This window comes from Amycolatopsis ultiminotia, assembly GCF_039536925.1.
Classification (GTDB): domain Bacteria; phylum Actinomycetota; class Actinomycetes; order Mycobacteriales; family Pseudonocardiaceae; genus Amycolatopsis; species Amycolatopsis ultiminotia.
Genome location: NZ_BAAAZN010000003.1, coordinates 431,695 through 453,867, shown reverse-complemented (window position 1 = coordinate 453,867; position 22,173 = coordinate 431,695). Strand labels below are relative to the sequence as shown.

The window sequence follows — 22,173 nt, the reverse complement described above, 5'->3', positions numbered from 1 at the left end:
GGAACGAGGAGGAACGCTCCGGCTCAGCCGATCGGTTCCAGCACCGCACGTCCGCCGAGGAACGGCCGCAGCGCCTCCGGCACCCGCACCGATCCGTCCGGCTGCTGGTGGTTCTCCACGATCGCCACGATCCAGCGAGTGGTGGCGAGCGTGCCGTTGAGCGTGGCGGCGATCTGCGGCTTGCCGTTCTCCCCGCGGTAGCGGACCGACAGGCGGCGGGCCTGGAACGTGGTGCAGTTGGACGTCGACGTCAGCTCGCGGTAGGTCTCCTGCGTCGGCACCCATGCCTCGCAGTCGAACTTCCGGTGCGCGGACGTGCCGAGGTCGCCGGTCGCGGTGTCGATCACCCGGTAGGGCACCTCGATCGCGGCGAGCATCTGCTCCTCCCAGCCGAGCAGCCGCTCGTGCTCGGCCTCCGCGTCCTCCGGCTTGGTGTAGACGAACATCTCGACCTTGTCGAACTGGTGCACGCGGATGATGCCGCGGGTGTCCTTGCCATACGAACCGGCCTCGCGGCGGTAGCACGACGACCAGCCGGCGTACCGGCGCGCGCCGTCGGACAGGTCGAGGATCTCGTCGGAGTGGAAGCCGGCCAGCGGGACCTCCGAGGTGCCGACGAGGTACAGGTCGTCGTCGCGCAGCCGGTAGACCTCCGACGAGTGCGCACCGAGGAACCCGGTGCCCGCCATGATCTCCGGACGCACCAGCGACGGGGTGATCATCGGCGTGAAGCCGCTCGCCATCGCCTGTGCCACGGCCATGTTCAGCAGTCCGAGCTGCAGCTGCGCACCGACGCCGGACAGGAAGTAGAACCGCGAGCCGGACACCTTCGCGCCGCGCTCCATGTCGACCGCGCCGAGGCCCTCCATCAGCTCGAGGTGATCGCGCGGGGTGAAGTCGAACGACCGCGGCTCGCCGACCGTCTTGAGCACGGTGAAGTCGTCCTCACCGCCGACCGGGACGTCCGGGTGCACCAGGTTCGGCACGGTGCGGAACAGCTGGTCGAACTCCTCGGACGCCGAATTCTGCTCGGTCTCGGCGGCCTTCACCTGCGCGGCGAGCTCCTTGGCGCGGGTGAGCAACGCCGGCCGGTCGTCCGCGGAGGCCTTCGGCACCTGCTTGCTCACGGACTTCTGCTCGGCCCGCAACCGATCGGCGTTCGCGATCGCGGAGCGGCGGCGGGTGTCGAGACCGAGGAGCTTGTCGACCACTCCTTCGTCCTCGCCACGGGCTCGCTGCGACGCGCGCACGGCTTCCGGGTCTTCACGCAGAGTCCTGGGGTCAATCACGGGCAAAAGGGTAGTCGCAGGCCGGACGTGCGCTCGACTCGGTTTCCCGTACAGACTGTGCGGCCGCCCGCGGACAACCCGACAGTCTGATCGTTGTCGCCCGATTCCCGCGCTCCGCATACTCGCCATGACCCCGAGCGAGGAGAACGCCATGACCGACGACCTGCTCAAGCGCCACCGCGCGGTGCTCCCGTCCTGGATGTCGCTGCTGTACGACGAGCCGATCGAGATCGTGCACGCGCAGGACCGCCGGATCACCGACTCCCAAGGCCGCAGCTACCTCGACTTCTTCGCGGGCGTGCTGACCAACTCGATGGGCTACGACGTCGCCGAGATCAGCGACGCGGTCCGCAAGCAGCTCGACACCGGCGTGCTGCACACGTCCACGCTGTACCTGATCCGCTCGCAGATCGAGCTGGCCGAGCGGATCGCGCAGCGCTCCGGCATCCCGGACGCCAAGGTGTTCTTCACCAACTCCGGCAGCGAGGCCAACGACACCGCGCTGATGCTCGCCACCCAGTACCGGCGCAGCAACCAGGTGCTGGCCATGCGCAACTCCTACCACGGCCGTTCCTTCGGCACCGTCGCGATCACCGGCAACCGCGGCTGGTCGGCGTCCGCGCTCAGCCCGATCAAGGTCGACTATGTGCACGGCGGTTACCGCTACCGCAGCCCGTTCCGCGATCTGCCCGACGCCGCCTACATCGACGCCTGCGTTGCCGATCTCGTGGACGTGCTGGAAATCGCCACCGCGGGCGACGTCGCCTGCCTGATCGCCGAGCCGATCCAGGGCGTCGGCGGCTTCAGCCTGCCGCCGGACGGACTGTTCAAGGCGATGAAGGAGGTACTCGACTCCTACGGCATCCTCTTCGTCTCGGACGAGGTCCAGACCGGATGGGGCCGGACCGGCGAGCACTTCTGGGGTATCCAGGCACACGACGTGGTGCCGGACATGATGACCTTCGCCAAGGGCCTCGGCAACGGACTCACGGTCGGCGGGGTGGTCGCCCGCGGCGACGTGCTGGACAGCTTCCAGGCCGAATCGTTCTCCACCTTCGGCGGCAACCCGGTGTCGATGCAGGGCGCACTGGCCGTGCTCGACTACATCGACGACCACGATCTGCAGGCCAACTGCGCGGCCCGCGGCAGGCAGCTGATCGACGGCCTGCGCGCGGCGGAGCACCCGTTCATCGGCGAGGTTCGCGGAAAGGGCCTGATGATCGGCGTCGAACTGGTCGAGCCGGGCACCCGCACCCCCAGCGTGCGTGCCGCGAAGCAAATGCTGGAGGAGACGAAGAAGCGCGGTCTGCTGATCGGCAAGGGCGGCCTGCACAAGAACGTGCTGCGCATCGGCCCGCCGATGACCTTGACCGAAGCCGAGGCCGCCGAGGGATTGGGCATTCTGCTGGACTCACTGGCCGCCGTGCACTGATCAGGCGGCCGGGAGCTCGGGACCGGGCAGGTGCCGCGGACCGGGTCCGGGCGCTCGCGCGGAAGACGACGCCCCGCGTGGTGCCCGGTTCCCGGGCTTCAGCGCCGCACGAACCGGGCCACGTGCTCGGCCAGCACCTCGCCCGCGTCCTCCTGCAGGAAGTGCCCTGCCCCGGTGATCGTGGGGTGGTCCAGACCAGAAGCGCCCTTGACGGTGCGCTGCAGAACCGGCGCCATCCCGCCGGTGATCGGATCGCCGTCGGAGAACGCGCACAGCAGCGGCACGTCCAGTTCGGCCAGCGTCCGCCACGCCGCGCGGTTGGCTTCCGAGGCCGGATCGTCCGGGCGCGTCGGCACCAGGCCGGGCATCGCTCGCGGACCGGCCTTGTACATCTCGTTCGGGAACGGTGCGTCGTAGGCGGCCTTCACCTCGTCCGGCAGCGATGTGCGGCAGCCGGACTGGATCGACCGGCCGACGTCCAGCACCTGCGCGTTCTCCACCGCCTCGCGGAACTTGTGCCACACCGCAGGCATGTCCGTGTCCCCGGTGGGCAGGCCGGTGTTGGCCGCCACGACGCCGGCGAAACGGCCGGGGTGCTCGGCCACCAGGCGCAGCCCGAGCAGCCCGCCCCAGTCCTGTCCGACCAGGGTCACGTCCTGCAGCCCCAGGTCGTCGAAGGCGAACCGGCGCACCCACTCGACGTGCCGCGCGTAGCTGTGGTCGGCGATCTCGGCAGGCTTGTCCGAGCGGCCGAATCCGATCAGGTCCGGCGCGATCGCGCGCAGACCGGCGTCGGCCAGTACCGGCAGCATCTTCCGGTACAGGTAGGACCAGCTGGGCTCACCGTGCAGCAGTAACACCGGCGGGCCGTCCTCGGGGCCGGCCTCGACGTAGCCGACTCTGATCAGGCCGCCGTGGGGGTCGGTGAGATCGGTGTACTTCGGGGCGAAGGCGAAATCGGGCAGATCCGCGAACCGGTCTTCCGGCGTCCTGAGCAGTCGCACGAGTCCCACGTTAGTGGGACCGCACCTTTCGGGCAGTGCGCGCGAGTCACGAAATCGCCACGGCGACCACGAGACCGAGGCCGAGGTGCGCTGCCGCGACCACGATGCTCGCCGGGGCGAACTTCTCGCTCTCGATGGTCGAGCCCACGTCGATCCTGGTCGCCCACTCCAGCAGGCGCACCGCGAGCACCTGCACGATCACCCCGATCAGGCCGTAGACCAGCGAGGTGATCAGGCCCTCGGTGAGGTCGCTCGCCGAGTTGAAGATCGCCACGACCACGATGAACGCCATCGACAGCAGTCCGGACGCGGTCACGATCACCGCGTTCGGCAGGCCGCGGGTGACCAGCTTGGACAGCTTGCCCGGCGTGGTGAAGTCGATCGCGTAGAACCCGGCGAACATCAGCAGCAGGCCGATCACGCCGTACAACAGGATCGCGCCGATCCCGCGGACCAGATCGGACCCGAACGTGTCGGACAGCGCAAGAGTCGAGGTCACCGGGTTCTCCCTGAACGATCAGTGCGATTCGGACGGATCAGGCAGAGGTTTTATCACGACTCGCGGATCCGGTGGGGGACGAACGCCGCACCGTCGTCGGTGACCAGCCCGCTGGTCTCCCTGATGCCGAGCCCGGCCGACGAGTCGCCGACGATCCACGCACCCAGTGCGGGGCGGTAGCCGTCGAACTCCGGCAGCGGATCGAACGCCTGGTAGACGAAGCCCTCCGCGCCGTAGACCCCGTCGGTCTGGGTTTCGTAGCCGGTGGCCACGATCTGCACGTTCGCACCCTCCCGGCCCAGTTTCGGCTTGCGCACGTACTCGGTGAGCAGGCCGGGGTCGTCGGTGAAGGCGGGCAGCAGGTTCGGGTGCCCGGGGTAGTTCTCCCACAGCACCGCCAGCAGCGCCTTGTTCGACAGCAGCATCTTCCACAGCGGTTCGACCCACAGCGTGCGCGGCATGGTCTCCACCGCGTAGCGGCCGAACTCCTCGTCGACCACCCATTCCCACGGGTAGAGCTTCACGACCGTGGCCATCTGCGCCTCTTCGAGGTCCACGAACCGCTTGAGCACCGGGTCCCAGCCGATCTCCTCGATCGCGAGGCCCACCGTGTCGAGCCCGGCCTCGGCCGCGGTCTCCTGCAGGTACGCGGTGGTCACGTGGTCCTCGCCGGAGGGATCGGCGGTGGACCAGGTGAAGTGCAACTCCTTCGACGGAAGTTTGGCGCCGATCTCGCCCCAGCGCTCCACCAGCTTCTCGTGCACCGAGTTCCACTGGTCGTCGTCCGGGAAGACCTCGGTCTTCCAGTGCCACTGCAGCACCGACGCCTCGAGCAGCGTGGTCGGGGTGTCCGCGTTGTACTCCAGCAGCTTGGCCGGCGAGCGGCCGTCGTAGCGCAGGTCGAACCGGCCGTAGACGTGCGGATCCTGCCGCTTCCACGATTCGGCGATGTGCGGCCACACCCACTCCGGGATGCCGAAGCGCCGGTATCCCTCGGTGGTCACCACGTTGTCGACCGCTTCGAGGCACATCGAATGCAACAGTTCGACGTCGGCCTCGATGGACAGCACCTCGTCCATGTCGAACACGTAGTGCACCGACTCGTCCCAGTACGGCCGTGCCTTCCCGGCACCGTCACGGGCGGGCGTGCCGTAGACCAGGCCCTGCTCCTCGACGATCCGCTGCCAGTCCCGGCGCGGCGGCTTGCGGTCGCGGTACACCTACGAGCCCCCGCTCTTGCCGGTGCCGCCGATCCCGCCGGACTTGCCGGAGATGCCGAACCCACCGCGCTGCACGCTCTTGCCGGTCTTGGTCGAGACGTTGGTGTTGCCGGACGGCGCGGTGAACGAGCCGCCGGACACCCGCTGGCCGATCGTGCCGGTGCCGCCGTAGTTGTAGCGGTACTGCGAAACCCCGCCGGTGGCCAGCGGGATGATCCAGAAACCGCCGCTGTAGTGCCCGCCGTGACTGGCCGCGTACTCCTCGTCGCAGAACTCGTCGTTCTGGACGATGCCCTTGTCGTCGGTGCACACGGCGGTGGTTTCGGCCGGCTTGGCCACCGTGTAGTAGGTCGAGATGAGCCCGGCGAGCCCGACCGTGACCCCGCCGCCGATGAGGATCTTGCGTTTGGTGTCGGCCTTCTTCACCGCGACCGCGCGCGCCGCAGCGGCCTCCTGCTCCTGGATCTCCTGGTCGCGCAGCGCCTGCCGGCGAGCCCGCTGCTCAGCGAGCGAAGGTTCGCGCGGCTGAGTGCTGCCGTCCTGGAAACGCATCGAGCCGCGCTGCTCGTCCGGCTGGCCCCCGGTGTTGTCGTCCTGCGTCATCTGCGCTCCGTAATCCCCCGACACGGCGAAACCCCCCTCCACAGTAACCACCCGCCACACGCACGGCTCACGCGGCGCGGGCATCATGGGTACCGATGTCCCGAGGTGCCGAGCGGTTCCCTCCGCAGATGCAGACCCTGACCACCCGCGTGGTGATGGCCGGGGTGTTCGTCGGCGCCCTGATCGCGCTCGCGCTGAGCGTCACGTTCTCCTGGACCGACACGCTGGCAGGCGGCGGCGAGGGCGAGCTCAGCGAGGCCGCCGAGCAGGCCTTCCACTCCCCACCCGGCACCTGCCTGACCTGGGGTGCACCGGACGCCTCCGACGCGCACCAGGTGCCCTGCACGCAGCCGCACCTGTTCGAGGTGACCGGCATGGTGGACCTCGGCGCCCAGTTCAACTCCGACGCGCCGTTCCCCGGCCTCGACCAGTGGCAGCAGATCGCCCAGGAGAAGTGCAACGGCGACGTGCGGCCCTACCTCGGCCATTCGCTCGACCCGTACGGCAAGCTCACCACCAACCTGCTGCGGCCCACCTCCGCGCAGTGGTCCGACGGGGACCGGCAGTTGCGCTGCGGACTGCAGTGGGCCGGTCCCGGTGGCGGGCTGCAGCCGACCACCGGCGCCGCGAAGGACCAGGACCAGTCGCTGGTGTGGCAGCCGGGGACCTGTCTGGCGCTGGTGGGCAAGGGGGTCGGCGACCCGGTCGACTGCGGCCGCGCGCACTCCTACGAGATCATCGCGACGCTCGATCTGGCGACCCACTTCAAGGACGGCTACCCGAAGCAGGACGACCAGAAGACCTGGCTCGACACCGAATGCACCAAGGCCGCGAAGGACTACACCGGCGGGGCCGACCTCGGCGCGAAGAAGCTGATCCTCGGCTGGGACCTGCGGGAACAGGAGAGCTGGGACACCGGCTCCACCAAGGTCAACTGCAAGGTCGCGGCCACCCTGTCGGACGGCAGCGGGTTCCAGGCGGTGACCGGCAGCGTGAAGGACCAGCCCGCGGCGCCGTCGTCGAGCACCCCGCCGAGCTCCACCGGGAACCGCTGATCGTGCCGGTGGAGATGACCCGCGGCCGGTTCGAGGAGCTGGTCTCGCAGGCGCTGGACCAGATCCCGGAGCAGTTCGCGGCCGCAATGGACAACGTCGTCGTGCTGGTCGAGGAGTACAACGACGAGGCACCCGACATCCTCGGCCTCTACCACGGCGTCGCGCTCACCGAGCGCACGAGCAACTACGGCGGGGTGCTGCCGGACCGGATCTCGCTCTACCGCCGTCCGCTGCTGGCCATGTGCGAGGACGAGGACGAGGTCGTCGAAGAAGTGCTGATCACCGTGATGCACGAACTGGGCCATCACTTCGGCCTCGACGATGAGCGGCTGCACGAGCTCGGCTGGGGCTGACCGCGGAAACCCCAGCCCTAACCGTACTCACCTGCTGTTCCCCTCCGCCACGCCGAGGAGAACTGCGGAAATCACCTGAAGTCATCAAATGGTCACGCTCTGCCTCATGGGCGCTTAGACTCGTCCGAGGAGCACTTTCGGCGTGAGGTGACCAGTGGCGCGCACTCCCTCTGATCCTTCCGCCAGCCGGTTTCGCTGGCTGATCGCCTCCAGCGCCACCTCGAACCTCGGCGACGGCGTCAGCAAGGTCGCGTTCCCGCTGCTGGCCAGCACGCTCACCCGCGATCCGGTGCAGATCGCCGCGCTGTCCGCGGTGCAGTTCCTGCCATGGCTGCTGTTCGCCGCACTCGCCGGAACGCTCGTGGACCGGGTCGACCGGAAACGCGCAATGATCATCGCGAACGCGGCACGGGCGGTGGTGGTCGCCGCGATCACCGTGCTCGTCGCACTGCACACGGTGGACATCTGGACCATCTACGTGTCCGCGCTGCTCATCGGCACCGCGGAAACCGTGGCCGACAGCGCGGCGAACGTACTGCCCCCCGCGCTCGTCCCCGCCGACCGGCTGGAGAACGCGAACAGCAAGCTACAGGCCTGTGAGATCGTCGGGCAGACGTTCCTCGGCGGACCGGTCGGCAGTGCCACGTTCGCCCTCTTCGCGGCGTTCCCCTTCCTGCTCACCTCGGCCGGGTTCGCGGTCGCCGCCGCGGTGCTGATCGGCATGGCAGGCAGCTACCGGCCACGGCAGGAGCATCCGGCCCACATCCGGACCGACTTCACCGAGGGGTTCCGCTGGTTGCGCGGCAACCCGGTGGTGCCGCGCCTGCTCGCGGTGGCGGGCCTGCTCAGCCTGGTCAGCGAACTCGCCCAGGCGCAGCTGGTGCTCTACGCGCTGGAGGACCTGCGGCTGTCCGACGCCACCTTCGGGCTGTTCGCGTTCGTCGGCGGGATCGGTGGCCTCGCCGGCGCCGGGCTCGCGCCACGGCTCGTCCGGCGCACCGGGCGCAGGCCGGTGCTGATCGGCGGGGTGCTGTGCTGCGCACTCGGCTTCGGCGGGATGGGGCTGACCAGCCTGCCGGTGCTCTCCGCGGTGCTGTTCGGGCTGTTCGCGGCGGCAGTGGTGGCGGTGAACGTGGTACTCGCGACCGTGCGGCACACCCTGGTGCCCGGCGAGCTGCTCGGCCGGGTGCTCGGCGTCTGGCGGACCGTGGTCTGGGGTGCGATCCCGGTCGGCGCGCTGCTCGGCGGCCTGCTCACGAAGCTGCTCGGTTCGGCAGGCCGGACGTTCACCGCGTCCGGGGTGATGCTGCTGATCGTGGCCGGGTACGCGGCGCTCGCGCTGCGCCGGCATCCGCTTCGGTGACGAATCGGCCTCAGCCGGGGAAGCGTTCGCGGTTTTGGTGCTGGAATAGCAGCTCGCCCCGGCCGCCGGGAGGTTCGTCATGTCCGCCATCGACATCCCGCCGCCGGCTGACGACAAACCCGGCCACCCGGCGCCCGCCTCCCGCCGCCCGGTGGTGCTCGCCGCCATCGCCGGCTTCGTGCTCGGCGCCTGCGTGCTCGGCCTGTTGTGGGGGCTGGCCGGCCAGCGCGGCGGCGCCGACGAGGACGCGGTTGCCGCCTGCGAATCCTTCTACCGGGCGGGCCGGCTGCCGGACACTACCGGCGGATACGACCCGGCCCAGTTCACCCGCTTGTCCGACGACACCATCCACCGCGTCACGGCCGCGAGGGAACTGGCCAAGGCGGCCGCGGCATTCAACGACAGCTACCAGCCACTCGCGCAGAGCCTCGAGAACGTGAACCGCATGGTGCTGAGCGGCCGCTTCGACAACCCCGCCGCACAGCACGACGTGATCCGGGTGCAGCAGCTCTGCGCGCGTGGCTGACGCTCAGGCGCGGTGCACCGTCTTCACACTGAGCTGGTGGCCGGGGATCTGCTTCCCGGCACAGCCGGTGCCTTCGTCGGGGACGAACTTGGACGCGGTTTCCTGCGGCAGGTAGACGCGCAGGCCCTTAACCGCGGTCGGCTGGCAGGCGGCCGGGTCGAAGTTGTGCGCCTGCACGAACTGGATGTCCGCGGCGGCGGACTGGCCCGGCTCCAGCTTGACCGCCGGACCCTTCGTGCCCTCGCGGTAGGCGTCCTGACCGATCTGGTCGCCACCGCTGCCGCCGACGTAGGACACCCCGGGATAGCCCTGGATGGTGCAGGTCTTGCCGCTGGTGTTCTTGATCAGCAGCGACCGGTACGACGAACCCGCGCCCGCGTCACCGTTGCCGAGCGACAGCGTGACGTCGGCAGCCTTGCACAACCCGTTGCCCGCCGGCGGCGCCTGCGTCGTCGATGGGCTGTCCGATTCGGACGGCGGGGACGTGGCCGAACTGGCAGGGGACGTCTCGGAAACACTGTCGGTGGTCGGCGGGGGGCTGCTCGCGGCCGGCTGGGTCCCGTTGCCGCACGCGGACAGCAGCAGCGCGCCGGACGCGCCGACCGCGGCCATCACGACCTGAGAAATCCGCGACTTCTTCGTGCTTGCCATCTCATTCGCCTCGCTGTGCAGGGAAAGCCATCCTGGGTGGAACGTACCCAGAGGACGTGCGAAGCACGGACCGGGTTGCTGCATGTCCGGTCAATTCCCCACATCGAGTCTTACCGGGTGTTCACCGCGCTTGCCTTCACCGCATGGTGTGCACGGCTGGCCGTTCACAGCGCCGTGTCGACCCACCGCAGGCACCGCCAGCCGTCCGGTTCGGCCAGCAGTTCGATGGACGCGGTGTTCGGGATGAGTGCCGCGGCCGCCACTTCGGCAGGTACGTTCGGGGCCAGCCATTCCCCGGCGAGCCGGATCGCACCACCGTGGCTGACCAGCACGACCACCCCGTCCGGCTCGGTCTCCTCGTGCTTGTCCCGCAGTTGGGTGGCCGCCCGCAGCATCCGCTCGCGCACCTGCGCACCGGTCTCGCCGCCGGGGATCGCCACCGCCAGCTCGCCCCGGGTCCACGCCGCCACCGCACGCAGGTAAGTCTCGATCGCGGGCCGGTCGGTCCGGTTCTCCAGCTCCCCCGCGTCAACCTCCTTCACGCCCTCGATCACCTGCACGTCGAGGCCGAACGATTCGGCCAGCGGCGCCGCGGTCTGCTGTGCGCGCGTGGCCTGCGACGCGTACACCGCCACGATCGGGTCGGCGCCGAGCCGCTCGGCGAGTGCCTGCGCCTGTTCCCGGCCGAGGTCGGTGAGCGGCGGTCCCGGCAGCGCGGTGTCCAGCGCGCCCCGCACGTTGCCCTCGGTCTGCCCGTGCCGGACCAGCAGAAGCCTCATGCGTCCGTCCCCTTCAGCACCGCGTCGACCCAGGACTGTGCGTCCAGGAAGTCCTGGTTTCCCGCGCCCGCCTCGATCGTGGCGGGCAGCCGGTCCGCCCGCGGGTGCGAACCGAGGAACCGCAGGTGACAGCGGCGGCGCAGACCGGTCAGTGCGTCGACGATGCGGGGTTCGGTGACGTGCCCCTCGAAGTCGATGAAGAACCGGTACTCGCCGAAGCTGTCGCGGACCGGCCGCGCGTCGAGCCGGATCAGGTTGATCGCGCGGTTCGCGAGTTCGGAGAGCAGCTGGGCCAGCGTGCCGGTCCGGTTCTCCGCCGCGGCGACGATCGACGTGCGATCGGCACCGGTCGGCGCAGGCAGCTCGCCCGGACGGCGGACCAGCAGGAACCGGGTCTGCGCCTCACCGACGTCGGCGATTCCGGTGGCCAGCTCGGCCAGCGGGTAGTGCTCGATCGCCACCGGCGCGCACACCGCCGCGTCGAACTCGCCGGCCACCACTGCGACCGCGGCGGCCGCGGTGGAGGACGCGGCCACCGGCGTGGCGTCCGGCAGGTTCGCCTCGAGCCACTCGCGGACCTGGGCGAGCGCATGCGGATGACTCGCCACGGTGCGCAGATCGCCGCCCCCTGGCCGGGTGAGCACGCTGAACTGGATGGGCAGGATGGCCTCGGCAACGGCGACCAGCGGCGCGTCGTCGCTGAGCCCGTCGAGGGTGGCAGGCACCACGCCCTCCACCGAGTTCTCGATGGGGATGCACGCGGCATCCGCAGCGCCGTCCCGTACCGCGGCGAGCGCGAGCCGGACGGTTTCGAATGGGGTGAGGTCCTCGCCCGGCGCGAGCGCGCGAGCGGCCTGTTCGGTGAACGTGCCCTGTGGGCCGAAATACGCGATCCGCACGGACGTCAGGCTACTGACCGCGCGAGTGGCGGTTTTCACTCGGACAGCCGGTACCGAAACCAGTTACGCCGGGTGGCGTTTTTTGCCATGCTGGACGCGTGACCGCCGAATCGGACACACACGCCGGGCATGGGGAAGACGCCTTGCCCGATTCGTCCCGGACGCCGGAACTGGTGTTGTGCGCCGTCGATGAACCATTGGCCACGGCGTGGACTGCCGCCGTGGCGGACCTTGGTGACCCGGTGCGGGTACACCGCGGGTCGGTACTCGACGTCGTCGCGCAGGCCGTGGTCAGCCCGGCCAACTCCTACGGCTGGATGCGCGGCGGGATCGACGCGGTGTACGCACGGGCGTTCCCCGGCGTCGAGCAGAGCGTGCGCAGTGCGGTACTGGCCTCCTACGGCGGTGAGCTGCCGCTCGGCGAGTCGGTGATCGTGCCGACCGGGGAAACCGAACCGGCCTGGCTGATCAGCGCGCCGACCATGCGGGAGCCGGGTGAACGGCTGCCTGCCGACACCGTGCACCCCTACCTCGCCGCGCGGGCGGTGTTCCTGCAGTGGCGCGACGGCAAGCTGGAGGACGGGCCGGTACGCGAGTTCGTGGGCACCATCGCGATGCCGGGCCTCGGCACCGGCGTCGGCGGCGTCGAACCGGCCACCTGCGCCCGCCAGGTCGCCGCGGCGTGGCAGGAGGTGTTCGGCCGAACCGGTCACGTTCAGTGACCGCAGCCGAGCCCGTCCGGCCCGCGTGCAACACATCACAGCGCTTTCACGCTCGGTAAGCCCTACCGTTGGAGCCGCGTTACGCAAGTTGTACGGAGCCAGCGCAGGCGACGGCCGAGGAGTGTGCGATGACCCGGGTCCGTGAACTCAGCCCTTACGTCGAGCTGCACCGGGAACAGTGGCGGGAGCTGCGCAGCTCCACCCCGTTGCCATTGACCGCGGACGAACTGGTCCGGCTGCGCGGGCTGGGCGAACAGATCGACCTCGCCGAGGTCGCCGACGTCTACCTTCCGCTCTCCCGGATGATCAACCTGCAGGTGAAAGCCCGCCAACAGCTGTACGAGGCGACCACGACCTTCCTCGGCGAGGACTGCCGGGGCACGAAGGTGCCGTACGTGATCGGCATCGCGGGCAGCGTCGCGGTCGGCAAGTCGACCACCGCCCGCATCCTGCGCACGCTGCTCGCCCGCTGGCCCGATCACCCGCGCGTCGACCTGGTGACCACCGACGGGTTCCTCTACTCGCGCGATGAGCTGAACCGGCGCGGCATCATGCACCGCAAGGGTTTCCCGGAGAGCTACGACCGGCGCGGACTGCTGCGGTTCGTCACCGAGGTGAAGTCCGGCGCCGAGCGCGTCGCCGCGCCGGTGTACTCGCACCTGGCCTACGACATCCTGCCCGGCCAGGAGCAGGTGGTGGAGCGGCCGGACATCCTGATCGTCGAGGGCCTGAACGTGCTGCAGCCCGGTCCCCGGCTGACCGTCTCCGATCTGTTCGACTTCTCCATCTACGTGGACGCGCACACCGGCGACATCGAACACTGGTACATCGAGCGGTTCCTGAAGCTGCGGCACACCGCGTTCGCCGATCCGGCGTCGCACTTCCACCACTTCGCCGGACTGCCGGACGACGAGGCCCGCGAAGAGGCCAGGCACCTGTGGCGCACGATCAACGAGCCGAACCTGATGGAGAACATCAAGCCCACCCGCCCGCGGGCGACGCTCGTGCTGCGCAAGGACGCCGACCACGCGATCAACCGGGTGCGCCTGCGCAAGCTCTGACCGCCGAGCAGGGCACCCACTGACCGGACGCTCCGAAGCCGGGGTGGCCGCATCACCCACACGCCTCCCCTCCGCCCCAGGCAGCACGTTCCGCAAGCTCCGCACGTCCTCCTCCGCCGATCGGCCACTGCGTTCGTAACCACTTGGCCGATACCGGGCAGACCTCGGGAAAAGCGACCCTGAACAAAGCAGGAAGTGCTTCACCGACCTGCGGAGGAGGCCACGATGCTCACGATTGTCCTGACCTGGGTCGGCGCGGTACTCGGCTTGACGTTGCTGGTGGCGATGGCGGCAGGCACGTTCGTCGTCGACGTCGACGAGGCGCTGCGCGAGCGGCGGCGGCGGTCGCCGGAACCGGTGCCGGACCAAGCGCACCCGGCCGGCTGAGCGCCGCAAGCACAGACCCCCGGCAACGTCCGGTGGGGGATGGACGACGATGTCCGGCATGAGTCCGGTCAGCCGCGCCCGCAAGAAGAGTTCCCCGCCCGCCAGTCCCAGCGTCAACGGCCTGTTCAAGGACGTGTTGCGGGACTTCTCCGCCGTGGCCGCGGAGCCGGGCCCGTTCGACGTCGAGCTGCTCGCGTCCGAGGTGATCGGGCAGTGGGCCGAGGCCGACCCCGAAGACCAGCTCGGGCTGGAGCTGATCGCCTTCGCGCAGCGCAAGATCACCCCGGGGGCGGCCGCACTGCTGGCCGCGCTCGAAGTGCTCGCCGAGACCGACGAGGAGCGCACCGCGGCGGCAGACGCGCTCGCCGTGGTGCTCGGCCGCGGCATTCCGGAACCGGAGTGGGCAAGCGAAATCGGCCGGGTCACCGTCGGCGAGTGCTGGCGCACCGGCGACGTCTACGGCGACGAATCGTCCCTGCTGTGCGTGTTCTCCCGCGGGGAGGCGACGCTGGGCCTGCTCGCGCTGCTCGATTTCACCGAGGGCGGACGAGTGCGCGACCTGGTCGTGATCGAGCAGCCGCACGAGGTGCTCGCCGAGATGCGCGGGCAGATCGAGGAGGACGGCGAGCTGATCGTCCTCGACAAGATCGACCCGGCCGACGCGCACCGGCTGCTGACCATGGGCATCACCGCCACCGACGCGATGACCGAACCGGACGTCGGCGAGGACTACGCGCGCTTCCACGCGGTGGCACTGGCCTGGTGCCGGTCCCTGCCGGAACCGTCCGCGGCCTCGGTGGTGCCCGAATGGTCGCCGGCGCAGCGCACCGAGGCCGTTGACCGGTTCCTCGCCGAAGCGAACCTCGGCGACGCCGAATCCGGCCGCGAAATCGCGCGGCGGCTGGTGGCACACGGCTGCCGGACCGAACCCGCGGATCCGCTGCGCGTCGGCCCGGAGAAGCTGGCGCGGTTCCTGGAATCCCTGCTGGACGGCGAAACCGAACTGGAGGACGAGGACGCGGTCGCCCCGGTCGTGCTGGCATGGGCGGCATGGGGCGCGCGCCGGGCCGGACTGTCGGAGGTCGCCGCGAGCGCGCTCGTCGAGGACGTCACGGAGTACCTGGCCGAGTACCTGTCGGACGAGGAGGAGGACGAGGACCTCAGCGCCTACCTCGACGGCACCGAGGCAGGCGACGACGTGCTGGCGGTGGTGGAACGCCGCCGGTTCGCGGTCCCGGAGACCGACACCGTGATCGGCGACGAGGAACTGACCGACCTCGACCCCGGCGACCCCGAACAGCGCCGCCTGCTGGTGATCGGCATGCACCCGGAGTACCACGAATCACTGGCCGCCGACGAGTTCGACGGCACCGACGGCCTGCGCCTCGCACTGGAAACGTCGGTGGTCGACCAGCTGTGGGACAACGAACCGGCCGAGGTGTGGCAGGCCGCGGAGCGCCTGACCGAACAGGGCCTCACCCGCGAGTCGGTACTGGAACGCCTGGTGTCCGTCCTGGAGAGCCAGCTCACCGAAACCGAGGAAGACGACCGCCTCGACTACGACCTCGACGGTTACTGCGAGGCACTCCGCCAGGTCTGAGCCGTTCGACCCGACCACCGGATGACCAGCCCGGACCCCTCACCACCCCCGGCGACGGGCCGGGCTCTTCATCCCCCCGCACTCACATCTCGACGGCGCACCACTTCCGCACCGCGCAGCACACTGCCCGCACCCCCGCATGACACGCTGCTCTCCCTCCCGCACCGCACACGTCCCTGTTCCCGGCACGGGCACACCGCCTCCGCAGCCAACACGGCACACTTCTTGCACCGCGGAGCGTGCTCCCCGACCCCCTTCGCACTCGACGCCCCGCACAGACCTCCCCCGCTGCACACCGCCTCACCCCCGCCACGCTGCCTTCGCACCCAGCAGGCGCCCCATCCCGCACGACAAACCGCCTTCGCATCTCGCACGGCGCACTGCCTTCGCACCCAGCACCGCACACGGCCTTCGCGCTCGGCAGGCGCACCGTCGCTCCCGCTCGGCAGGCGCACCGCTCCCGGCGCCCGGCGCGGTCAGGCCTGGGCCTTCGCCTTCGGCAGCGCGATCCGCGCGGCCCGGATCTCCGCGACCAGCCGCGTCTTACGGCGGTGGACGTTCACCAGCTCGGCCACGTACCCGGTGAACTCCTCCGCCGTCCCTGTGCGCTTGTGCAGCGTCCGCAGCTTCTTCAGCTGCTTCGCGGCCTCGCGGTAGGCGTGCGCGTCCTTCTGCTCGATGAGCTGCTCGACCTGGTGCCGGTACACCGGGATCACCTCGTCCGGATGCGTTGTTTCCCGCGCGGCCGCCAGTTCGAGGCGGGCCGCATCCGAGCCGCCGAACCGCTGGCACGCTCGCCAGGCTTCATCCGGCCGTTCCTCGGCGAGCAGAGCACGGACGAGTTCTTCGGCGTTTTCCGCATTCTCCGCAGCCCGTTCCCGCAGCCGCGCAACCGCCGAAACCCGCTGCGCGCTCCACACGCCGGCGTCGATCGCCGCCATCCGCAGCGCGGCGTACGTGCCCGCCCCTGGCTCATCGTCGAATTCCTTGCGCCGCAAGGCGACCGCCGCACCTGCCGGCTCCGTCTTGTGCGGGGTGAGGGCGCGGGCGGCGTGTGCGATGGCCTCGCTGTGCCGTCCGGCGGCACGCAGTACCCGCACGATCTTGAGGCTGACGTCCACCCGTGGCGGTTTGGCCGCAAGGATCGCAACGAGCCCGTCGACGTCGCCGCGCACCTCCGCGACCTCCTCCTGCAGCCGCTGCGCGACCGCCAACCGACGGCCGGTGGGTGCCCCCGCCAGCACTTCGTCCACAGTGGACTTGATCCGCTCGGTACCGCGTTCGCCGAGCGCCTCGGCGAAGTCCGCCAGCTCGATCACCGGCCGTCCGTCGAACGCGACCTCGAGGATCCAGTCGGCGAGCCGTTGCGGATCCGGCGGCCGCGCGACGCACGCCCGTGCGTAGACGGTCACCGCGCGGTCGAGCCGTTCGCCGAGGTCCCCTGCCGGATCGCCGTGCCGGTCGAGCATCCCGGCGATGTCGTCGACCGCGCGCCGGGCGAGCGGTGCGAGGTCCGCGCGGCTGCCCGCGTCGAGCAGCCGCTGCACGGTGTCCAGCACGGCGCCGATCTTGGCCACGTAGTCCGCGTTCCCGTCGGACACCGCGGTGTCCAGCAGCCGATGCGCCTCGCTGACGTCGCCGGACTGGGTCGCCGCCCGCAACTCGAGCGAATGCCGCAGTTCCGGGTCACGCCGCGCCTGGGCGTGCAGCAGATCGGCGAGCGTCTCCGCGTCCAAGCTGCGCAGGTAGGAACACAGATCCGGGGGACCACTCACGGGCACAGTCTGCCGCATCGACGGGAACGCGCGTGTGGGCCAACGGCGTAGTCTTTTCGGCCCAGTCACGCACCCGTGGTAATCAGGTCCGGTGACACTGGACGATCTGACCCAGCGCCTGCGCGACTTCGCCGCCGCCCGCGACTGGGAGCCCTTCCACACCCCGAAGAACCTGACCATGGCCCTGTCCGGAGAGGTGGGCGAACTGATCGCGCTGTTCCAGTGGCTGACCCCGGAGGAAGCCACCCAATGGCGCACCGACCCGACCCGCGAATTCAACGTCCAGGACGAGATCGCCGACGTGACCCTGTACCTGATCCGGCTCGCCGACGTACTCGGCATCGACCTGCTGGCCGCGGCGAACGCCAAGGTGGACCGCAACGAGAAGCGGTTCCCACCGTTGCCGCGGTGAGCCGCGTGTCCTGCGGCACCACCGGCGGACGGCCCGCCCGCGGCGCCGTAACCTGGACATATGCCGATCCAGGTGCTGCTCGTCGATGATCACGAACTGGTCCGGAGGGGGCTGCGCGACCTCCTCGGCGACGAGGCGGACGTCGAAGTCGTCGCGGAGGCCGGGAGCGTCGAGGAGGCGCTCGCGGTCGCGATGCACGTGGAGCCCGACGTCGCCGTGGTCGACGTGCGGCTCGGGGACGGTAACGGCATCACGTTGTGCCGTGAGCTGCGTTCCAAGCCGAACCCGCCCGCCTGCCTGATGCTCACCGCGTTCGACGACGAGGAGGCGATGGTCGGCGCGATCATGGCCGGCGCGTCCGGCTACCTGCTGAAACAGGTCCGCGGCCAGGCCGTGGTCAACGCGGTGCGGGAGGTGGCCGCCGGGCATTCGCTGCTCGACCCGGTCAGCACCGCCCGGGTACTCGACAAGCTGCGCCATCCGCCGACGGACGAGCTGTCCACGCTCACCGATCGCGAACGCGACGTGCTGGAGCTGATCGGGCAGGGCCTGTCGAACCGGGAGATCGCCGAACAGCTTTTCCTTGCCGAGAAGACGGTCAAGAACTACGTCACCTCGGTGCTGGCCAAGCTCGGCATGCAGCGTCGCACGCAGGCCGCCGCGTGGATCGCCCGCCGCGGCAAGTGATGGCCGAAAAGCGCACCCCCCCCCCGTCGTTATGGCGGAAGGTCCCGATTGATCCCGGTTACGACCGCTGGCTCACCTACCGCGTCGAACGGCGGATCCTGGTGGTGGCGCGCACGGTCACCACGCTGACCCGGCTGCTCGACATCCGCTCGCTGTTCGACGACGACCACCGGGTGCAGGTCGCGTTCACCTTCGACGAACGCAACCGGGCGTACTTCGGTGCCGGGCTGGAGGAGTTCCTGTCGAGCCTGGACGCCGTCGTCGTGGCGTGGGAACAGGCCGTGCGCATGCCGTTCGACCTGGCCGTGGCCGCGAGCGAGAACGACGCGCTGGACGAGCTGCCCTGCCCGGTCCTGCTCGTGCCGCACGGGATCGGTCACCAGAAGTACTACCCGGACAGCACGACGATCTCCGGCCTCAACCCGGACCGGCTGCGCGGCGACCGCGTCCACGTCGGACTGTCGCATGCGAACCAGCTCGGCCGGCTCGAACCCGAGACGGCCACCCGGGCCGTGGTGATCGGCGACCCTTGTCACGACCGCATGCTCGCAAGCGCACACCGGGCGCCGCATTTCCGGCGGGTACTGGACGTCGGTGCCCGCAAGCACGTGGTGCTCGCCTCGACCTGGGGACCGCAGTCCCTGATCGGCGCGAATCCGCTTCTGCCACAACGGCTCCTGTCCGAACTGCCGCTCGAGGACTACCGCGTGAGCCTGGTCCTGCACCCGGGCGTCTGGTCGGCGCACAGTCCCCATCAGGTCCGCGCGAACCTCGCCACCGCGATGCGCGCGGGGCTCACCGTGATCCCGCCACAGCACGGCTGGCAGGCAGCGATCCTGGCGGCCGACGTCGTCATCGCCGACTGCGGGTCCATGCCGCTTTATGCGACGGCCGCGCAGGTACCCGTCCTGCTCGGCAGCCCGGTCGCCGACACCGTGGTGCCCGGATCTCCGTTGGCGAACCTGATCGACGCCGCACCTCGGCTCGACGGTTCACCCTTGCCGGACCAGCTCGCCGCCGCGATCGCCGCGGGACCGATCGCCGATGTGGCCGAACAGGCGGTGGAATACCCCGGCAAGTGCGCCGAAGTCCTGCGCCCGCTGCTGTATGACCTGCTCGGCTTACCGGCGCCGGCCTGGCCTGCGGTGTTCCCGCCCGTCGCGGATCCGACCCCGGAACGTCAACCGGTCGCCGCATTCCGCGTCGGGGTCACCGCCGACGGCGATGCGCTGACGGTGACCCGTTTCCCGGCGGCGATTCCCGGCCCGCCGATGCGGGGACAGCACGTGGTGGCGCACGCCGAACTCGCCACACTGTCCGAACTGGAGGGCGCCGACGTCGTCTACCGGGAAGCCGCCGCGGATTTCGCTTCCTGGGCACGAGAAACCGCTCGGCATCGGCCACATGCCCGGCTGCTCGCGGAAGTCACCCCCGGACTGTGCCGGGTGTGGACGGACGGGTCGGTGACCGAGTTGACTGCCGCACCCGGCGAAGATCCGCTGCTCCTCGCCTCGCAGGCGCACTGGCGGGCGGTACGCCGCCTTCCGTTGACAGCTGATCAGCGGCCGTAACGGAGTTTGTGATACAGCCGCTCCCGCCGCGGGTGCCGCGCGATCTCGTACCGCTGCCAGACTCCCGACCAGTATTGCCGGGCCTGGTCGTAACCGCCTGCGCGCCAAGCCGCGTCGCCGAGTGCTTCACCGATCTCCAGGTCGTACTGGTCACTGCGCGCCTTGTTCGCCATCCGCCAGACCTCCGGCAGCAAGGCGAGCGCGTCCGACGCCTGTTCGGTTTCGGCGAATGCCTTGGCCCGCACGAGCCACACCTGCGCGAGATTGCGGTCGTCGCGCTCGACCGTGTGCTGCTCGGCTTCCTGGAGCAGCGCGAGTGCTTCAGCCGGCCGGTGGAGGCCGACGAGCACGTTGGCCAGCATGCGTGCGCACAGTCCACGGCCGCGGTACGGCCGTCCGGGCGTGCTGAGCCTGCGGGTGATGTCGAGCGCGACCCGGTAGCACTCCTCCGCCGCGGTGAGCTGGTTCTGTTCGCGGTGGAAGAGGCCGCGGAATTCCAGTACCGACGCGGTGAGCTGCTGATGGAGGACCGTGTCGGGATCGGGAATCCGGCGTAGCTCCGCCTCGGCGCGCTCGAAATCCGTTGCCGCGAGGCCGAACTCACCCAGTAACGACAGCACCCGGCCGTGCTGGCTCGTCATCCGCGCCAGCAGCGCCGGATCGGTGGTCGCGGCGATGCCGTGCCGCAGGACTTCCTCGAACTCGCGGTGCACGTTGCGGTGCAGCGGCACGATCTCGAGTGCGCCGCAGAGCTGGGTGAGTTCTCGGTGGAACCCGCGCTGGTAGGCGGCCGCGGCGAGCGCCCGTAGCACCGGCATCTCGGCGGCGAGCCAGTCGACTTCGGTGGCCGGGTCGACGACGATTTCCGGGCCGGGCGGCACGTTCTGGTCGTAGAGCCGCAGCCTTTCACGGCGCAGATCGGCCGTTACCGCGCGCGAGGTGTAGAACCGGATCAGCCGGGCGAACGCCTCGTCGGTACCGCTCGTGTCCCCGGCCCGCTGCACGGCCTGGCGTGCTTGGCTGCCCAGCCGCAGCCGTCCGTCCGGGTCGGCGGTGACCAGCACCTGTGACTGCAGCTCCGAAAGCGATTCCCCGACCCGGTCTTCGGACTGTCCGGAAAGGACGGCCGCGATCTCCGGGGTGAAGCTGGGTCCCGGAAATACCGTGAGCAGCCGGCACAGTTCGGCCGTTTCCGGAGCGAGTCCGGCGAGCATCTCGTCGTACGCCCGGCTCACCTTGCCCAGTGCACGGCCACCGGCCAGATCCCGCGCGAGGGCACCAAACGGTTGTGGCGTAAAGCTTTCCCGCTGCCGCACCGCATGCCCCGCGGCCAGCAGCGCACCGGGGAGCCGGTCACACTGCGCCAGCAGTGCTTCGGCACCCTGCGGATCCCGCGCGAGCAGTTCGGGCGGGCAGAGCAGTTCGAGCAGCTGCCGATCGGCGCCCGGTTCGAGCTGGCCGAGCGGGACGTGCGGGGAGAACTCGAAGACGAAGTCGTCGGCCGGGCCGGACGTGAGTGCGAGGACCAGGCTCATCGGCGCGGGCGGGACCAGATTGTGCAGCTCCTCGGCGCTTTCCGCGTTGTCGAACACCAGCAGCAACCGCAACGGTTCGAGGGCAGCCTCGTACTGCGCGGCCAGCTCTTCGTCGGTGGTGCCGACCGTGTCGATACCGAGCCGGGACAGCACGTACGTCTTGATTCTCGTGCGCGCCAACGGCATTCCCGCGCCCTCGCGGTAATCGGCCAGGTCGATCAGCAACGCACCGTCCGGGTAAGCGCCGCCGGGGCTCGTCCCACCTGCCGCGAACCGCCTGATCAGCGAGGTCTTCCCGATCCCGGGCGGGCCGGAGATGGTGGCGGTACCGGTTCGCCCGGCCAGCTGCGCCCAGGGACCCTGCCGGTCGACGAACGGGCCCCGATGGTCGGCGATCCGCGGTGTGGCCCTACCGGAGGGCAGCTCGTTGTCGAGGAGTTCGCGCAGGTCACGGGCTGCTTCCGGGTTCTCCTCGAGCAGCCGGCGAAGCGCGCGCTCGACTGCGGCCGGCTCCAGAGGCACCCGGTTGGTGAACCGTTTCCACAGGTGCTCGGCGAACTTCCCGCCCGCGGTGAACGCCATCGCGACGCACTGTTTGACGAGCTCTGCCTGCAGCTCCTCGCTCACGTACTGCCCCCTCGTGCTGGTGCTCGCCGTCCACGCTAGCAGCGGGCACGGGGGGCGTCACGATCCGTGAACAGAAGCGGGGAAACCAACCGGGTGGCCGATCCAGTTCCATGATCCGTCACG

At 70.1% G+C, this 22,173-nt stretch carries 22 protein-coding genes; 12 read left to right on the top strand and 10 right to left on the bottom strand.

Annotated elements, in window-relative coordinates:
* Positions 1 to 23 precede the first annotated feature (23 nt).
* Positions 24 to 1,289: a serine--tRNA ligase gene (gene serS, locus ABD793_RS09830; RefSeq protein WP_344857813.1), complete on the bottom strand. Its 1,266-nt coding sequence runs from the start codon at positions 1,287 to 1,289 to the stop codon at positions 24 to 26.
* Between the two features lie 151 nt (positions 1,290 to 1,440).
* Between serS and ABD793_RS09825 the strand changes: the two genes are divergently transcribed.
* Positions 1,441 to 2,721, top strand: a complete 1,281-nt coding sequence (locus ABD793_RS09825; protein ID WP_344857811.1) for an aspartate aminotransferase family protein — start codon at positions 1,441 to 1,443, stop codon at positions 2,719 to 2,721.
* A 98-nt stretch (positions 2,722 to 2,819) separates the two neighbouring features.
* On the opposite strand, the gene ABD793_RS09820 is transcribed toward ABD793_RS09825, so the two are convergent.
* From ABD793_RS09820 to ABD793_RS09805, 4 genes are read right to left on the bottom strand one after another with little or no spacing between them, the layout of a single operon-like run.
* Positions 2,820 to 3,734: a haloalkane dehalogenase gene (locus tag ABD793_RS09820; RefSeq protein ID WP_344857809.1), complete on the bottom strand. Its 915-nt coding sequence runs from the start codon at positions 3,732 to 3,734 to the stop codon at positions 2,820 to 2,822.
* A gap of 37 nt (positions 3,735 to 3,771) precedes the next feature.
* Entirely contained in the window at positions 3,772 to 4,224 is a 453-nt protein-coding gene (locus ABD793_RS09815) for a DUF350 domain-containing protein (protein ID WP_344857808.1), read from the bottom strand.
* Positions 4,225 to 4,277: 53 nt separating this feature from the next.
* Positions 4,278 to 5,444 (bottom strand): glutathionylspermidine synthase family protein, encoded by a 1,167-nt coding sequence (locus ABD793_RS09810; RefSeq protein ID WP_344857807.1) that lies wholly within the window; start codon positions 5,442 to 5,444, stop codon positions 4,278 to 4,280.
* Positions 5,445 to 6,047: a hypothetical protein gene (locus ABD793_RS09805; RefSeq protein ID WP_344857805.1), complete on the bottom strand. Its 603-nt coding sequence runs from the start codon at positions 6,045 to 6,047 to the stop codon at positions 5,445 to 5,447.
* Positions 6,048 to 6,142: 95 nt separating this feature from the next.
* Here ABD793_RS09805 and ABD793_RS09800 point away from each other — a divergent pair, with 95 nt between their 5' ends.
* The 4 genes from ABD793_RS09800 to ABD793_RS09785 all read left to right on the top strand — a co-directional run bounded on the left by ABD793_RS09800 (position 6,143) and on the right by ABD793_RS09785 (position 9,344).
* On the top strand, positions 6,143 to 7,102 hold the full coding sequence (locus tag ABD793_RS09800) for a septum formation family protein (RefSeq protein ID WP_344857803.1): 960 nt from the start codon (positions 6,143 to 6,145) through the stop codon (positions 7,100 to 7,102).
* A 2-nt stretch (positions 7,103 to 7,104) separates the two neighbouring features.
* Positions 7,105 to 7,455, top strand: a complete 351-nt coding sequence (locus tag ABD793_RS09795; protein WP_344857801.1) for a metallopeptidase family protein — start codon at positions 7,105 to 7,107, stop codon at positions 7,453 to 7,455.
* 154 nt (positions 7,456 to 7,609) lie between these two features.
* Entirely contained in the window at positions 7,610 to 8,818 is a 1,209-nt protein-coding gene (locus ABD793_RS09790) for an MFS transporter (protein ID WP_344857798.1), read from the top strand.
* 79 nt (positions 8,819 to 8,897) lie between these two features.
* Positions 8,898 to 9,344, top strand: a complete 447-nt coding sequence (locus tag ABD793_RS09785; RefSeq protein ID WP_344857795.1) for a hypothetical protein — start codon at positions 8,898 to 8,900, stop codon at positions 9,342 to 9,344.
* Positions 9,345 to 9,347: 3 nt separating this feature from the next.
* Here ABD793_RS09785 and ABD793_RS09780 read toward each other — a convergent pair whose 3' ends face one another.
* From ABD793_RS09780 to pheA, 3 genes are all read right to left on the bottom strand, one after another.
* A complete protein-coding gene (locus ABD793_RS09780; RefSeq protein ID WP_344857792.1) occupies positions 9,348 to 9,995 on the bottom strand; it encodes a DUF4232 domain-containing protein in 648 nt (215 codons plus the stop codon).
* A 164-nt stretch (positions 9,996 to 10,159) separates the two neighbouring features.
* Positions 10,160 to 10,774 carry a histidine phosphatase family protein gene (locus tag ABD793_RS09775; protein WP_344857788.1) on the bottom strand — a complete coding sequence of 205 codons (615 nt, stop codon included), beginning with the start codon at positions 10,772 to 10,774 and terminating at the stop codon, positions 10,160 to 10,162.
* Positions 10,771 to 11,673 (bottom strand): prephenate dehydratase, encoded by a 903-nt coding sequence (gene pheA / locus ABD793_RS09770; RefSeq protein ID WP_344857785.1) that lies wholly within the window; start codon positions 11,671 to 11,673, stop codon positions 10,771 to 10,773. Before pheA ends, ABD793_RS09775 begins: the two co-directional genes overlap by 4 nt.
* Positions 11,674 to 11,771: 98 nt before the next feature.
* Here pheA and ABD793_RS09765 point away from each other — a divergent pair, with 98 nt between their 5' ends.
* The 4 genes from ABD793_RS09765 to ABD793_RS09750 all read left to right on the top strand — a co-directional run bounded on the left by ABD793_RS09765 (position 11,772) and on the right by ABD793_RS09750 (position 15,443).
* The gene (locus tag ABD793_RS09765; protein ID WP_344857781.1) at positions 11,772 to 12,395 is read left to right on the top strand and encodes a macro domain-containing protein; all 624 of its coding nucleotides are present in this window, start codon (positions 11,772 to 11,774) and stop codon (positions 12,393 to 12,395) included.
* Positions 12,396 to 12,523: 128 nt separating this feature from the next.
* Positions 12,524 to 13,456, top strand: a complete 933-nt coding sequence (gene coaA / locus ABD793_RS09760) for a type I pantothenate kinase (RefSeq protein WP_344857777.1) — start codon at positions 12,524 to 12,526, stop codon at positions 13,454 to 13,456.
* A 225-nt stretch (positions 13,457 to 13,681) separates the two neighbouring features.
* Positions 13,682 to 13,843 carry a hypothetical protein gene (locus ABD793_RS09755; protein ID WP_344857775.1) on the top strand — a complete coding sequence of 54 codons (162 nt, stop codon included), beginning with the start codon at positions 13,682 to 13,684 and terminating at the stop codon, positions 13,841 to 13,843.
* A gap of 58 nt (positions 13,844 to 13,901) precedes the next feature.
* Complete coding sequence (locus ABD793_RS09750; protein WP_344857773.1) at positions 13,902 to 15,443, top strand: hypothetical protein; 1,542 nt, start codon at positions 13,902 to 13,904, stop codon at positions 15,441 to 15,443.
* Between the two features lie 476 nt (positions 15,444 to 15,919).
* On the opposite strand, the gene ABD793_RS09745 is transcribed toward ABD793_RS09750, so the two are convergent.
* Positions 15,920 to 17,218, bottom strand: a complete 1,299-nt coding sequence (locus ABD793_RS09745; RefSeq protein WP_344857771.1) for a hypothetical protein — start codon at positions 17,216 to 17,218, stop codon at positions 15,920 to 15,922.
* Positions 17,219 to 17,309: 91 nt separating this feature from the next.
* Between ABD793_RS09745 and ABD793_RS09740 the strand changes: the two genes are divergently transcribed.
* From ABD793_RS09740 to ABD793_RS09730, 3 genes are read left to right on the top strand one after another with little or no spacing between them, the layout of a single operon-like run.
* Positions 17,310 to 17,630, top strand: coding sequence for a nucleotide pyrophosphohydrolase (locus tag ABD793_RS09740; protein WP_344857769.1), 321 nt, complete (start codon positions 17,310 to 17,312; stop codon positions 17,628 to 17,630).
* 60 nt (positions 17,631 to 17,690) lie between these two features.
* Entirely contained in the window at positions 17,691 to 18,317 is a 627-nt protein-coding gene (locus tag ABD793_RS09735; RefSeq protein ID WP_344857767.1) for a response regulator, read from the top strand.
* Complete coding sequence (locus tag ABD793_RS09730) at positions 18,293 to 19,888, top strand: hypothetical protein (protein WP_344857765.1); 1,596 nt, start codon at positions 18,293 to 18,295, stop codon at positions 19,886 to 19,888. Before ABD793_RS09735 ends, ABD793_RS09730 begins: the two co-directional genes overlap by 25 nt.
* Here the strand turns inward: ABD793_RS09730 and ABD793_RS09725 are convergent.
* Positions 19,876 to 22,050, bottom strand: a complete 2,175-nt coding sequence (locus ABD793_RS09725; protein ID WP_344857763.1) for a hypothetical protein — start codon at positions 22,048 to 22,050, stop codon at positions 19,876 to 19,878. The two genes, ABD793_RS09730 and ABD793_RS09725, sit on opposite strands and share 13 nt — an antisense overlap.
* Positions 22,051 to 22,173 lie beyond the last annotated feature (123 nt).